The following is a 13,822-nucleotide window of genomic DNA, read 5'->3' as shown; positions in this document are numbered from 1 at the left end:
CTTATTATTATTTTACTTTTTTCGGAGCTAGAAACATGGTCATACGCTTACCTTCTAATTTAGGCATTTGCTCTACTTTACCATATTCTTCAAGGTCTGTTGCTAAACGTAACAATAGAATCTCTCCCTGATCTTTGTATACAATAGAACGTCCTTTAAAGAATACATAAGCTTTTAGTTTAGCACCTTCCTGTAAGAATTTCTCACCGTGTTTTTTCTTAAACTCATAATCGTGATCGTCTGTTTGAGGACCAAAACGAATTTCTTTTATAACTACTTTGGTAGCTTTCGCTTTAAGTTCTTTTTCGCGTTTTTTCTGCTCATAAAGAAACTTCTTGTAGTCGATTATTTTACAAACGGGTGGTTGCGCATTAGGAGATATTTCTACCAAATCAAGCTCAAGCTCATCTGCTAATTCCAATGCTTTTTTTGTGGGATATACCCCCATTTCAACGTTGTCTCCTACTAAACGTACTTCGGGTACACGTATATCTCTATTGATACGGTGTGCACTTTTTTCCTCTCTTATTTGACGAGGACCTTTCGAATTTGTTCTTCTAATGGCTATGGCTACTAAAATTTTAGTTAAACTTCTTTTATTTAAATTGTTTTAGGCTACTTTGAACCTCCTTGTTTATAATTTCTGCAAATGCTTCAATGGTTAGGGTACCTAAATCCCCCTGCCCGTGTCTTCGTACTGAAATTGTACCTTCACGTTCTTCATTTTCGCCAACAATCAGCATAAATGGAACTTTTTTGGTCTCAGCTTCCCGAATTTTCTTACCAATAGTTTCATTTCTGTTATCAACGAGGGCGCGAATTTCGTGATTTTCCAGCAAATTTAAAACTTTTTCAGCATATTTCTCATACTTCTCACTGAGTGAGAGGATGATAGCCTGCTCTGGCATTAGCCAAAGAGGGAAGTTACCTCCTGTATGTTCTAGTAAAATAGCTACAAATCGCTCCATACTTCCAAATGGAGCTCTGTGGATCATGACAGGGCGATGTAATTCATTGTCATTTCCTTTATACCAAAGGTCAAAACGCTCTGGTAAATTATAGTCAACTTGAATTGTACCTAACTGCCAACTTCTTCCTAAGGCATCTTTTACCATGAAATCTAACTTAGGACCGTAGAATGCGGCTTCACCAGTTTCAATTACAAAATTTAGCCCTTTTTCTTTAGCAGCATTTATAATTGCTGTTTCAGCTTTTTCCCAATTTTCATTGGAGCCAATGTATTTGGTAGGGTTTTCAGGATCACGAAGTGAAACCTGGGCAGTGAAATTTTCAAAGCCTAATGAGCCAAATACATAGAGTACTAAATCTATTACATTTTTAAATTCAGAATCTAATTGATCTGGAGTACAAAAAATATGAGCGTCATCTTGAGTGAATCCGCGCACGCGTGTAAGGCCATGTAATTCTCCACTTTGCTCATACCTATATACAGTGCCGAACTCAGCATATCGTTTTGGTAATTCTTTATAACTCCATGGTCGTGAATTATATATTTCGCAATGGTGAGGACAATTCATAGGTTTCAATAGAAACTCTTCACCTTCATTGGGTGTTTTAATTGGCTGAAAACTATCAGCACCATATTTTTCATAGTGACCTGAGGTAACATAAAGTTCCTTTTGTCCAATATGAGGTGAAACAACTTGTTCGTAACCTGCTTTTTTCTGAGCCTTTTTTAAGAAATTTTCTAAACGCTCACGCAAGGCTGCTCCTTTTGGTAGCCAAAGTGGAAGCCCCTGTCCAACTTTTTGAGAAAATGTAAATAGCTCTAACTCTTTTCCTAGTTTTCTATGGTCACGTTTTTTTGCTTCTTCAAGTAATTCCAAATATTCGGTAAGATCCTTTTGTTTTGGAAAGGAAATACCATATACACGAGTTAACTGTTTGTTTTTTTCATCACCACGCCAGTATGCTCCTGCAATACTAAGAAGTTTTACAGCTTTAATAATTCCTGTATTGGGAATGTGTCCTCCACGGCATAAGTCAGTGAAGGTATCGTGGTCGCAGAAAGTAATGGTCCCGTCTTCAAGGTTCTCAATTAACTCTACCTTATATTGGTTATCCTGATTTTTATAATATTCTAGGGCCTCAGCTTTAGAAGCAGAACGCATTTTGTATTCGTGTTTACCACGAGCTATATCTAGTATTTTTTTCTCAATGTTGGGTAAATCTTTTTCAGAAATAGTATGTCCGTTGAAATCAACATCATAATAGAATCCATTATCAATTGCTGGACCAATAGTGAGTTTAATTCCTGGGTACAATTCCTCCAAAGCTTGGGCTAATACGTGAGAGGTAGAATGCCAAAAAGCTTTTTTACCTTCGATATCATTCCAAGTATATAATGTAAGCGTACCATCGGTGGTTAAAGGTGTTGTGGTTTCAACAGTAGTGTTGTTAAAACTTGCCGAAATCACATTTCTGGCCAATCCTTCACTGATGCTTTTGGCAACATCCATTGGAGTACTATTTTGTACATACTCCCTAACCGATCCGTCTGGTAAAGTTATTTTAATCATTATATTAATATTCTGTTGGAATGCAAAGATAATAGTTGTTCTCTTGTTATATGTAGCTAATCTGACAAAATTTGTTTACTTTTTGAACGTTCTGGTTGTCTTGTCGTGATCGCTTCCTCCAAAAGCCATTTTGTAGGCGTATAGGATAAAGGAAAATAGGATGATTTTATGGATTAAATTCATTTGTTAAAGTAATCCGAAGCATTTTTTATGTAATTATTGAGTCGAGCCCGCCTTTTAGACTAGATGTTTTTTCTAAGGGGAATTTTGCTTTATATAATTGGGCTGCCCTTAGGCTTCTTATACCACTTTGACAGTAAAAAATGATGTGTCTGTTTTTAGGAATACTAGATAAATTATCAGCTAATTCATCTAGTACAATATGTAATTCAGAGGAGACTTCCAAGAAGGATTTTATAGAGAGTCTCTGACGTTCATTTACAGTTCTTACATCTATTAAAAGGTATTCACTGGGTAGTAAGACTAATTGCTTGAATGTTATTTCTAGATTTCTATTTGGTGAGGAACAGTCGTATATTCTACTGTTGAGTGATTTTGGAATTCTATAATTGACCTTTTTAAATCTGAACAGGTCCATTTGTAGCGTTAGACAATTAAGGGTTAAAAGTTTTCCATTTAAAACCTCTCCTATACCACAAATTATTTTTAGCACCTCATTTGCTTGAATGGAACCAATGATTCCAGGCAAAACCCCAAGAACACCAATTTCCGAACAATTAGGTGATTCTTCTGGAGAAGGAGGTTCTGGGAAGAGGCATCGGTAGGTGGGGCCATTTTGATAATTAAAAACAGAAACCTGTCCTTCAAATTTAAAAATTGACCCAAAGACAATCGGTTTATTGCAAATTATTGCAGCGTCATTTACCAGATACTTTGTAGCAAAATTGTCTGATCCGTCTACAATGATATCATAGGAGGAAATAAATTGTATAGCATTCTCTTTATGAATAGCCTCAGCATATGGAATAATACGAATGTGTGGGTTGAGTCTTTTTAATTTTTCTGCAGCTGTAGTTGCTTTATTCTTACCAACATCTTCGGTAGTAAATAAAATTTGGCGATGTAGATTGGAAAGAGTTACAATATCATGGTCCATGATTCCAATTTGACCCACACCTGCTGCTGTTAGGTACGGTAGTATGGCGGATCCAAGTCCACCTGCTCCAATAACCAAAACAGCTGCTTTTTTTAATTTTGACTGACCTATCTCACCAATTTCAGTCAAAATAAGCTGTCTATGATAGTGTTGTTGTTCTATTTTTGATAACATATATGGGATTAAAAGTTTAATATCCTTTGTGCCAATCTTTCCAAATCACTTCGTACCCTTGACTTTTAATCATATTAACAATTTCATCGGTACTACGTTCATCTGAAATTTCAAACTGTTCTAAAGATTGAGGATCTACTGAATAACCTCCTGGGTTGGTTTTGGACTCAGCGCTTAAAGAATTTATGCCTAGTTTAAGTATATGGTTTCTAAAATTTATATGTTCTCTAGTAGAAAGAGATAGTTCTAAGTCTTCGTCAAGTAATCTGTAAGCAAAAATAAGTTGAGCCATATCTGAATCTTTCATTACGACTTTTGGTTCTATTCCTCCTGTATGAGGTCGTAAACGTGGAAATGAGACAGAGTATCGTGTTTTCCAATATTTTTTTTGAAGGTATTTCAGATGAAGTGCTGTGTAGAAGCTATCTGTTCTCCAATCTTCCAGACCAAACAATGCACCTAATCCTATTTTATGAATTCCCGCTTGTCCAAGTCTGTCTGGAGTGAGTAAACGGTATTGGAAATTTGATTTTTTCCCTTTTGGATGGTGTGTCTTGTAACATGCTTCGTTATAGGTTTCTTGATATACTAGGACGGCGTATAACCCTTCGGAGATTAACTCTTTATAATCGGCAATCTCCAAAGGTTGAACTTCAATACTTATGTTTGAAAAGTAGGGTCTAATAAGACGAATGGCATTTTTAAGATAGGGAACACCTACAGTAGTATTAGCCTCTCCTGTGACTAAAAGAATATGATCATAACCTTTTTCTTTTAAATAAGTGACCTCCTTTAAAATTTCTTCATCTGTCAATGTTTTTCGTGGGATTTTATTTGTGAGGCTGAAACCACAATAGGTGCAAATATTTTGGCATTCATTGGAAAGATACATGGGTGTATACATTTGTATTGTATTTCCAAAACGTTGTTGAGTAATACGCATACTTTCACTAGCCATGAATTCAAGGAATGGCTTTGCTGCAGGAGAAATTAGTGCTTTAAAATCTTCAAGTGTACGTCGTTTAGCCTTTAGTGCCCTTAAGACATCAGTTTCAGTTTTAGAATAAATTTCACCATGGGTGGCCTGCCAAGAATAATTTTGAAAAATGGGATAGAAGCTATTTTTATCAGTATTCATGTTCTTTTTTAGGTAAGTTGAATCATAATTCTTCTTCAAGGAAACAAGTTAATGGGCTGCTAGCCGTTGCATATGTTTGTTCACTTGCCAATTGTGAGTTATAAGCCATTCTGCCAGACTCTACAGAAAGTTTAAAAGCTTTAGCCATGGTGACTGGATCACCTGCCACAGCGATGGCTGTGTTTACTAACACTGCATCAGCTCCCATTTCCATTGCTTTAGCAGCATGGGATGGGCTTCCTATGCCGGCATCAACAATAACAGGTACATTACTTTGTTCGATTATAATTTCCAGAAAATCTATGGTCTTAAGACCTTTATTGCTTCCGATTGGAGAACCTAAAGGCATTACACATTGACAACCAACCTCCTCCAATCGTTTGCATAAAACAGGATCTGCATGTATGTAAGGCATAACTACGAATCCTAATTTCACTAGTTCTTTTGCGGCTAAAAGAGTTTCAATTGGGTCCGGTAATAAATATTTAGGGTCTGGATGTATTTCTAATTTTATCCAATTAGTTTGTAGTGCTTCTCGCGCCAATTGAGCTGCAAAAATGGCCTCTTTAGCAGTTCGGACACCAGAAGTATTTGGTAATAGGTTAACCCCGGTTGTTAGTAAACTTGAATGGATATCTTCAGATTTTTCATCTGGATTCACACGTTTCAAGGCTACAGTAGCTAATTGACTTTCAGAGGCAATAATGGCGTCTTTCATAAGTTTTGACGATCCAAATTTTCCTGTGCCTACAAATAAACGTGAAGAGAAGGGTTTATTAGCTATGGTTAGCGTGTCGGAATAGTTCATAGTTTGTATTTATTAATCAATAGATATTATTTCTTTTGGCTGTGAATTGTGTAGCAAGCACTTCTGAATTGAACTTACTGTATTCTTGAGGTCCACGTTGTTTCTTTGTTTAGAAAGGAGGCCTGAAACAGCTATTCCCGAAATACCAGTTTTTAGTATTGGAGCAATATCTTCCATTGAGATTCCTCCTATGGCTATAATAGGAATACTGATGTTGTTCAGTTTTACCCATTTCATAATGGAAGAATAGCCTTTAAGACCAAGAATTGGACTTAGGTTCTTTTTTGTTGGTGTATATTTAAAAGGGCCCAGGCCTACGTAGTCAATGTTTTTATTTGCTAAGTCTTCAATATCATCTATTGTATTGGCTGTAGCTCCTATAATGAATTCTGGACCGAGAATGTATCTAGCTTCATTTGGAGGAAGATCATTTTTACCTAAATGAACACCATCCGCTCCACTAATCTTTGCTATGGAAACGTAATCATCAATAATGAGTAGGGCACCATGGTCTCTACAAATTTTGAGGGCATTTTTTGCGGTATTAAGTACAATCTTTTCAGGAAACTCTTTCATTCGAAGTTGAATCCATTTCACTCCGGAAACGCATGCATTTTGGATGTTTTTCAAATGTTCTTCTGAAGTTTCTCCATCAGAAATATACTGAAGTGTCATTTTTTTCTCAGTAACTAGGTTTGTGTGAAGTAACAATCGGTATACATATTCCTTAGCCAATAAGCAAGATTCATTTAAAGAGTATCCTTGACCTAAAAGACTTGTTATTGAAGAAGAAAGTGCACATCCTGTGCCATGGCGATTTACATTGAGTATTGTAGGTGGATGAAAATTAATTGAATCGCCATTCTTTAAATAAAGAGTGTCAGTTCCTTTAAAGCTATCTTCGCGATGCCCACCTTTAAGAAATAGGTGGCAGCGAGATGAAATTTCTGAAATAATATTTTCAATATTTTCTTCTTTTGAAATAGCTTTTAGTTCGTCGTAGTTTGGGGTAACTAGATAGCACAATTTTACGATGTTCAACAGTTTTTGTTTTGAAAGCTCTTCATGAAAGGCATATCCGGTACCTGATTTTAAAATAGGGTCCCAAATGATTTTTATGGTAGGGTCACTCGAATATATTATGAATAGTAACTCTTCCAATAAGGTCAAATTTTCAATAATTCCTATTTTGATGGCTTTTATAGGATAGGTCGATAGAAGGAGAGTCAGTTGTTCTTTAATGCTATTCGGGTTTGACCAATAGCACTTTTTAAAGATCGATTCATTTTGAACCGTAACACCAGTGCAAACACTAAGTGCTGTTAGTCCATAATTTTGAATGGTGTTTATATCTGCAGTTAAACCGGCGCCACCAGAAGGATCGTGACCTGCGATGGTTAGTATGTAGAAGGTTTTCATTTTAAAGCGGTTTTGAAAAATAGTTTTTATAGTTCGATAGTTGTTCAAAGGCCTTTACTGGATTAGGATTATTCCATATATATCCTAGAGCAGCAACTCCCGAAAACCCCATTTTTGGTATTTTAGAAATATGTTCAGGTGTTATACCTCCAATTGCATAGACAGGAAATGGGAGTAATTCTTTATGGATATTGAAAAACTTTCCATTATAACCAGGCTTTGAGATGCTATTAAAAACAGGACCAAGAAAGGCGTACTGAAAAATGGCTTCTTGTTTACCTAATAAAGCCTCGGGGGAATGGAAAGAAGTACTTATGGAAATTCCTTTGTCACCAAAATAATTTAGGTAACCTTGCATTAATGAAGAGTCCTTTCTAATGGCTTCTGGGAAGTGAATCCCTTTAAGATTATAAGTGTTAATACATTTATAATGTTGATGAATGACAATTCGTTCATGATATTGTTCAGGAATAGTGTTTAAAAATTCAATGGTTTCATCCTCCGAAAGAGTGGGCTTACGAAGGTGTAAAACAGCCAGACCTTTTTGAAACATCTCAATAATTTGATAAGTTTCATTGGTGGAATTTTCTGGTTTTGTTATTACTATAAGTTCTGGCTGATATACTTTCATTTTATTTATAAGTATAGTTCACTTCCTTTCTCAGTAAATTCTTTAGCTTTTTCAGCCATTCCTCTTGTTATATCATGTTCTTCAAGATCTCTTATTTCTTGTGATATCTTCATGGAACAAAACTTCGGACCACACATGGAACAAAAATGAGCAACTTTGGCACCATCGGCAGGAAGTGTTTCGTCATGGAATTCACGAGCAGTATCAGGGTCAAGTGAAAGATTAAATTGATCTTCCCAGCGAAATTCAAATCGGGCTTTGCTTAGTGCATTATCACGGTATTGAGCACCTGGATGCCCTTTTGCAAGATCAGCAGCATGTGCAGCTATCTTATAGGTGATAACGCCTGTTTTTACATCATCCTTATTTGGTAATCCAAGGTGTTCTTTTGGGGTGACATAGCATAACATTGCAGTGCCATACCATCCAATCATAGCTGCTCCAATACCTGAAGTTATATGATCATAGCCGGGTGCAATATCGGTAGTCAAAGGGCCAAGAGTGTAAAATGGTGCTTCGCCACAACTACTTAATTGTTTGTCCATATTTTCTTTTATCATGTGCATGGGAACATGCCCTGGGCCTTCTACAATAGTTTGAACATCGTGTTTCCAGGCAATTTTTGTGAGTTCTCCTAGTGTTTCCAATTCAGCGAATTGAGCTTGGTCATTGGCGTCAGCAAGGCTGCCAGGACGTAGGCCATCCCCAAGAGAAAATGTAACATCGTAGGCTTTCATGATTTCGCATATTTCTTCAAAATGGGTGTATAGAAAATTTTCTTTATGGTGAGCCAGGCACCATTTTGCCATAATTGAGCCTCCTCGGGATACAATTCCGGTTACTCTTTTTGCAGTCATTGGGATATATCGTAGTAGAACACCTGCATGAATGGTAAAGTAGTCTACTCCTTGTTCAGCTTGCTCAATAAGCGTGTCACGGAATATTTCCCACGTTAAATCTTCAGCAATTCCATTTACTTTTTCAAGTGCTTGGTAAATAGGTACAGTCCCAATAGGTACTGGAGTATTACGGAGAATCCATTCTCGGGTTTCGTGTATGTTTTTTCCTGTAGATAAGTCCATGATAGTATCTGCGCCCCAACGGCAAGCCCAAACAGCTTTTTCTACTTCCTCTTCAATATTAGAGGTGACAGCTGAGTTGCCTATATTGGCATTAATCTTTACAAGGAAATTACGACCTATTATCATAGGCTCACTCTCGGGGTGATTTATATTGTTGGGGATTACAGCTCGACCTCGCGCAACTTCATCACGTACAAATTCAGGTGTGATAACCTTTGGAATTGAAGCACCCCAACTATTACCAGGGTGTTGTTGGGTAAGTTCTTTGATTTCTTGAAGTTTCTGATTTTCTCGTATGGCTATAAACTCCATTTCAGGGGTTATAATTCCTTGCTTAGCATAATGCATTTGTGTTACATTCTTACCTTGGCGAGCCCTTAACGGATTTCTGATATGTTGAAATCGAAGATTGTCCAATTGAGAGTTGGTTAATCTTTTGTTGGAATAGGTTGAGCTGAATGCGTGTAATTGCTCAACATCGTTTCTAGATGCTATCCATTGACTTCGTACTGGAGGAATACCTTTCTCTAAATTAATGGTTATTGAAGAGTCGGTAAATGGCCCACTAGTGTCGTAAACGGTTACAGCCGGGTTAGATTCTTTAGTACCGTTTATGGAGTGTTTGGAATCGCTTAATGTAATTTCCCTCATTGGTACCCGGATGTCCGGATATAAAGTGCCAGGAATATATATTTTTTTAGAATTTGGTAAGGGTGTCCTAGTGATAATTTGTTTGCTAGGTGTTTTGTCTTTTTTCATGTGATTACTATTAAATAGGTGTAGTGTGGTATTTTTAAATAAAATTACCCTCCTTGAGTTGCCTTAATGATTAGAATGTTTTGTTGATTCAATAGGAGGTAAGTAGTCCATTGCTGCTGAGGAATTATCTCTGGAATAGACTCGTGATTTGAAGTAGAGGTTTTGTTGAGTACAGCTATGGCAATACCTCTTGGTGAAGTATTCATTTGCCGGATAAGATCTGTGATTGTACTTTGTCTTGGTAAAGAAATAGTTTTCCCGTTGACATAAACCATTATTGTTTCCATACTTTGTGATTTAAAGTGTTTGGAACAATAGGGATTCTTGCGAAAGGTAAGAAGGAGTATATACGGAAAGTCCTATAAGGATTCCATAGTTTTTAATAATACACAATTTGCCTTTTCCCTTCGCCGGTATTATCCGGATCAGGTTCCGAGGGTATTTCTCAGCCTTGTATTCATAAATCCTATTATATATAGGAATAGAATGTAAAGCACCCCTAAAGTTCTTGAGACAAATATAAGTAAAATATTAGGACAAAATAGGACATGAATCAGAATCATTCGAAGTTGAATTTATGGAATCAGACATGAATTTTACCCATTAAAAATAAAAGTCTATATAATTTATAGGTCTAAGTACTTTGTATTCAACTGTTATGGTTTTCGGGTTAAATTATTTTGAACAAATAGTTGTCAAAATGAAAAAAACCTTTCTATATTTGCACCCGCTTTCGAGAGGGAGAGAAGTTCATAGACAGTTTAATTTTTACAGCTTTTAAGGGTTTAAAAAAAATTTCAAAAAAAGCTTGTCAGAATAAAAAAGAGTATTACTTTTGCAGCCGCTTTGATAGGGAAGTGAAAGTTCATTGAGTGCTTGATTTTATTGGTGATGAGAGGTTTTAAGGAGTTTAAAAAAAATTTCAAAAAAAGCTTGTCAGAATAAAAAAGAGTATTACTTTTGCAGCCGCTTTGATAAGGAAGTGAAAGTTCATTGAGTGCTTGATTTTATTGGTGATGAGAGGTTTTGAGGAGTTTAAAAAAAATTTCAAAAAAAAGTTTGTCAGAATAAAAAAGAGTGTTACTTTTGCACCCGCTTTGATACGGAAGCGTAATTAATAAAGAAATAAAGTTCATTGATATATTGTTAACAGCACCAAGATTACTTCGGTAAAATTGGAAAAAAGATTTAAGCAAATCCTTGAGTAGAGACTATTTATTGTATGTTTTATATTATATAAAGATTAACGATGAAGAGTTTGATCCTGGCTCAGGATGAACGCTAGCGGCAGGCCTAACACATGCAAGTCGAGGGGTAGAGGTTACTTGTAACCTTGAGACCGGCGCACGGGTGCGTAACGCGTATGCAATCTACCTTGTACAGAGGGATAGCCCAGAGAAATTTGGATTAATACCTCATAGTGTATAGATATGGCCTCATATTTATACTAAAGCTTCGGCGGTACAAGATGAGCATGCGTCCCATTAGCTAGTTGGTATGGTAACGGCATACCAAGGCAACGATGGGTAGGGGTCCTGAGAGGGAGATCCCCCACACTGGTACTGAGACACGGACCAGACTCCTACGGGAGGCAGCAGTGAGGAATATTGGGCAATGGTCGGAAGACTGACCCAGCCATGCCGCGTGCAGGAAGACGGCCCTATGGGTTGTAAACTGCTTTTGTATGGGAAGAATAAGGCCTACGTGTAGGTTGATGACGGTACCATGCGAATAAGCATCGGCTAACTCCGTGCCAGCAGCCGCGGTAATACGGAGGATGCAAGCGTTATCCGGAATCATTGGGTTTAAAGGGTCCGTAGGCGGGCTTGTAAGTCAGAGGTGAAAGTTTGCGGCTCAACCGTAAAATTGCCTTTGATACTGCTAGTCTTGAATAATTGTGAAGTGGTTAGAATATGTAGTGTAGCGGTGAAATGCATAGATATTACATAGAATACCGATTGCGAAGGCAGATCACTAACAATTTATTGACGCTGATGGACGAAAGCGTGGGGAGCGAACAGGATTAGATACCCTGGTAGTCCACGCCGTAAACTATGGATACTAGCTGTTCGGCGCAAGCTGAGTGGCTAAGCGAAAGTGATAAGTATCCCACCTGGGGAGTACGTTCGCAAGAATGAAACTCAAAGGAATTGACGGGGGCCCGCACAAGCGGTGGAGCATGTGGTTTAATTCGATGATACGCGAGGAACCTTACCAGGGCTTAAATGTAGATTGACAGGTTTAGAGATAGACTTTCCTTCGGGCAATTTACAAGGTGCTGCATGGTTGTCGTCAGCTCGTGCCGTGAGGTGTCAGGTTAAGTCCTATAACGAGCGCAACCCCTGTGGTTAGTTACCAGCACATAATGGTGGGGACTCTAGCCAGACTGCCGGTGCAAACCGTGAGGAAGGTGGGGATGACGTCAAATCATCACGGCCCTTACGTCCTGGGCCACACACGTGCTACAATGGCAAGTACAGAGAGCAGCCACTGGGTGACCAGGAGCGAATCTATAAAGCTTGTCTCAGTTCGGATCGAAGTCTGCAACTCGACTTCGTGAAGCTGGAATCGCTAGTAATCGGATATCAGCCATGATCCGGTGAATACGTTCCCGGGCCTTGTACACACCGCCCGTCAAGCCATGGAAGCTGGGGGTACCTGAAGTCGGTGACCGCAAGGAGCTGCCTAGGGTAAAACTAGTAACTGGGGCTAAGTCGTAACAAGGTAGCCGTACCGGAAGGTGCGGCTGGAACACCTCCTTTCTAGAGCAATAGCAGTAAATATGTTATATGCTCGAGTGATTTGCTTAAGCTGTTAATAATCAATACAGAGTCTCGTAGCTCAGCTGGTTAGAGTACTACACTGATAATGTAGGGGTCGGCAGTTCGAGTCTGCCCGGGACTACAACAAGTACTTATAGTGATATAGGTATACGTTCATAAAAAGATATTGAAGGAAATTCTGGAAGTTGAGGATTGAATTATAAATTCAACATTCATAATTCAACATTCGCTTTAAGAAGGAATGGGGGATTAGCTCAGCTGGCTAGAGCGCCTGCCTTGCACGCAGGAGGTCATCGGTTCGACTCCGATATTCTCCACTAGGGTTATGAAGGTATGTACGAGAAAGTAAATACTGGAGCCGAAACGTTCATTGACATATTGAGATAAAGAGAAATACGAGAAAAACGCATATAGAAAGTATAGAAAGAAGAATGCATACCATAGGTATGTATTCAACACAAAAAGCAATAAGCTAATTAAGGGCGTATGGGGGATGCCTAGGCTCTCAGAGGCGAAGAAGGACGTGATAAGCTGCGAAAAGCATCGGGGATTGGCACATACGAATTGATCCGATGATATCCGAATGGGGCAACCCACTATGTTGAAGACATAGTATCCGCAAGGAGGCAAACCCGCTGAACTGAAACATCTAAGTAGGCGGAGGAGGAGAAAACAATAGTGATTCCGAGAGTAGTGGCGAGCGAAATCGGATTAGCCCAAACCTGATATGTTACGGCATATTGGGGGTTGTAGGACTGCGACATTGACTGTATAACGAATAAGAACTGTTTGGAAAGACAGACCAAAGAGGGTGATAGTCCCGTACTGGTAAGTTATATAAATCATAGCAGTATCCTGAGTAGCGCGGGGCACGTGAAACCCTGTGTGAATCTAGCGGGACCATCCGCTAAGGCTAAATACTCCTGAGAGACCGATAGTGAACTAGTACCGTGAGGGAAAGGTGAAAAGAACCGTGAATAACGGAGTGAAAAAGACCCTGAAACCATACGCTTACAAGCGGTCGGAGCCTTAATTGGTGACGGCGTGCCTTTTGCATAATGAGCCTACGAGTTACTGTTGCTAGCGAGGTTAAGTAATTAAGTTACGGAGCCGTAGCGAAAGCGAGTCTGAATAGGGCGCTTTAGTTAGTAGTAGTAGACGCGAAACCGTGTGATCTACCCATGGGCAGGTTGAAGTTTAGGTAACACTAAATGGAGGACCGAACCGGTTGACGTTGAAAAGTCTTCGGATGACCTGTGGGTAGGGGTGAAAGGCCAATCAAACTCGGAAATAGCTCGTACTCCCCGAAATGCATTTAGGTGCAGCGTTGATTAATAGTTTTATAGAGGTAGAGCTACTGATTGGATGCGG

9 protein-coding genes, 2 tRNA genes, 2 rRNA genes and 1 riboswitch (1 of these 14 running past the window's edge) are annotated in these 13,822 nt (G+C 38.6%); of the genes, 4 read left to right on the top strand and 9 right to left on the bottom strand.

The window, feature by feature from the left end; translation table 11 throughout:
• Positions 1-7 precede the first annotated feature (7 nt).
• The 9 genes from infC to thiS form a co-directional block, all read right to left on the bottom strand.
• On the bottom strand, positions 8-502 hold the full coding sequence (gene infC / locus PT603_RS07730; protein WP_155805638.1) for a translation initiation factor IF-3: 495 nt from the start codon (positions 500-502) through the stop codon (positions 8-10).
• A 94-nt stretch (positions 503-596) separates the two neighbouring features.
• Complete coding sequence (thrS, locus tag PT603_RS07725) at positions 597-2,540, bottom strand: threonine--tRNA ligase (RefSeq protein ID WP_008239799.1); 1,944 nt, start codon at positions 2,538-2,540, stop codon at positions 597-599.
• 208 nt (positions 2,541-2,748) lie between these two features.
• Positions 2,749-3,831: a HesA/MoeB/ThiF family protein gene (moeB, locus tag PT603_RS07720; RefSeq protein ID WP_008239800.1), complete on the bottom strand. Its 1,083-nt coding sequence runs from the start codon at positions 3,829-3,831 to the stop codon at positions 2,749-2,751.
• A 16-nt stretch (positions 3,832-3,847) separates the two neighbouring features.
• Complete coding sequence (gene thiH, locus PT603_RS07715) at positions 3,848-4,969, bottom strand: 2-iminoacetate synthase ThiH (protein ID WP_008239802.1); 1,122 nt, start codon at positions 4,967-4,969, stop codon at positions 3,848-3,850.
• Positions 4,970-4,991: 22 nt separating this feature from the next.
• Entirely contained in the window at positions 4,992-5,777 is a 786-nt protein-coding gene (locus PT603_RS07710) for a thiazole synthase (protein ID WP_008239803.1), read from the bottom strand.
• 12 nt (positions 5,778-5,789) lie between these two features.
• Positions 5,790-7,196 carry a thiamine phosphate synthase gene (locus tag PT603_RS07705; RefSeq protein WP_008239804.1) on the bottom strand — a complete coding sequence of 469 codons (1,407 nt, stop codon included), beginning with the start codon at positions 7,194-7,196 and terminating at the stop codon, positions 5,790-5,792.
• Position 7,197: 1 nt separating this feature from the next.
• Positions 7,198-7,827 carry a thiamine phosphate synthase gene (locus PT603_RS07700; protein WP_008239805.1) on the bottom strand — a complete coding sequence of 210 codons (630 nt, stop codon included), beginning with the start codon at positions 7,825-7,827 and terminating at the stop codon, positions 7,198-7,200.
• A gap of 5 nt (positions 7,828-7,832) precedes the next feature.
• On the bottom strand, positions 7,833-9,668 hold the full coding sequence (gene thiC / locus PT603_RS07695; protein WP_008239806.1) for a phosphomethylpyrimidine synthase ThiC: 1,836 nt from the start codon (positions 9,666-9,668) through the stop codon (positions 7,833-7,835).
• 44 nt (positions 9,669-9,712) lie between these two features.
• Positions 9,713-9,955: a sulfur carrier protein ThiS gene (gene thiS / locus PT603_RS07690; RefSeq protein WP_008239807.1), complete on the bottom strand. Its 243-nt coding sequence runs from the start codon at positions 9,953-9,955 to the stop codon at positions 9,713-9,715.
• A gap of 98 nt (positions 9,956-10,053) precedes the next feature.
• A riboswitch (TPP riboswitch) is annotated at positions 10,054-10,179 on the bottom strand.
• Between the two features lie 735 nt (positions 10,180-10,914).
• On the opposite strand from thiS, the gene PT603_RS07685 reads away from it, so the two are divergent.
• The 4 genes from PT603_RS07685 to PT603_RS07670 form a co-directional block, all read left to right on the top strand.
• Positions 10,915-12,430: ribosomal RNA gene (locus PT603_RS07685) — 16S ribosomal RNA — on the top strand.
• 68 nt (positions 12,431-12,498) lie between these two features.
• Positions 12,499-12,572 (top strand) — tRNA-Ile (locus tag PT603_RS07680).
• A 122-nt stretch (positions 12,573-12,694) separates the two neighbouring features.
• Positions 12,695-12,768: transfer RNA gene (locus PT603_RS07675), tRNA-Ala, on the top strand.
• A 148-nt stretch (positions 12,769-12,916) separates the two neighbouring features.
• Positions 12,917-13,822: ribosomal RNA gene (locus tag PT603_RS07670) — 23S ribosomal RNA — on the top strand (it continues 1,916 nt past the right edge of the window).
• Together the 16S and 23S rRNA genes with 2 tRNA genes alongside form the textbook arrangement of a ribosomal RNA operon.

Origin of the sequence: Imtechella halotolerans, assembly GCF_028743515.2 — a bacterium.
GTDB classification, from domain to species: Bacteria; Bacteroidota; Bacteroidia; order Flavobacteriales; family Flavobacteriaceae; genus Imtechella; species Imtechella halotolerans.
The sequence above is the reverse complement of the archived record's forward strand: the minus strand, read 5'-3'. Positions and strand labels throughout refer to the sequence as shown.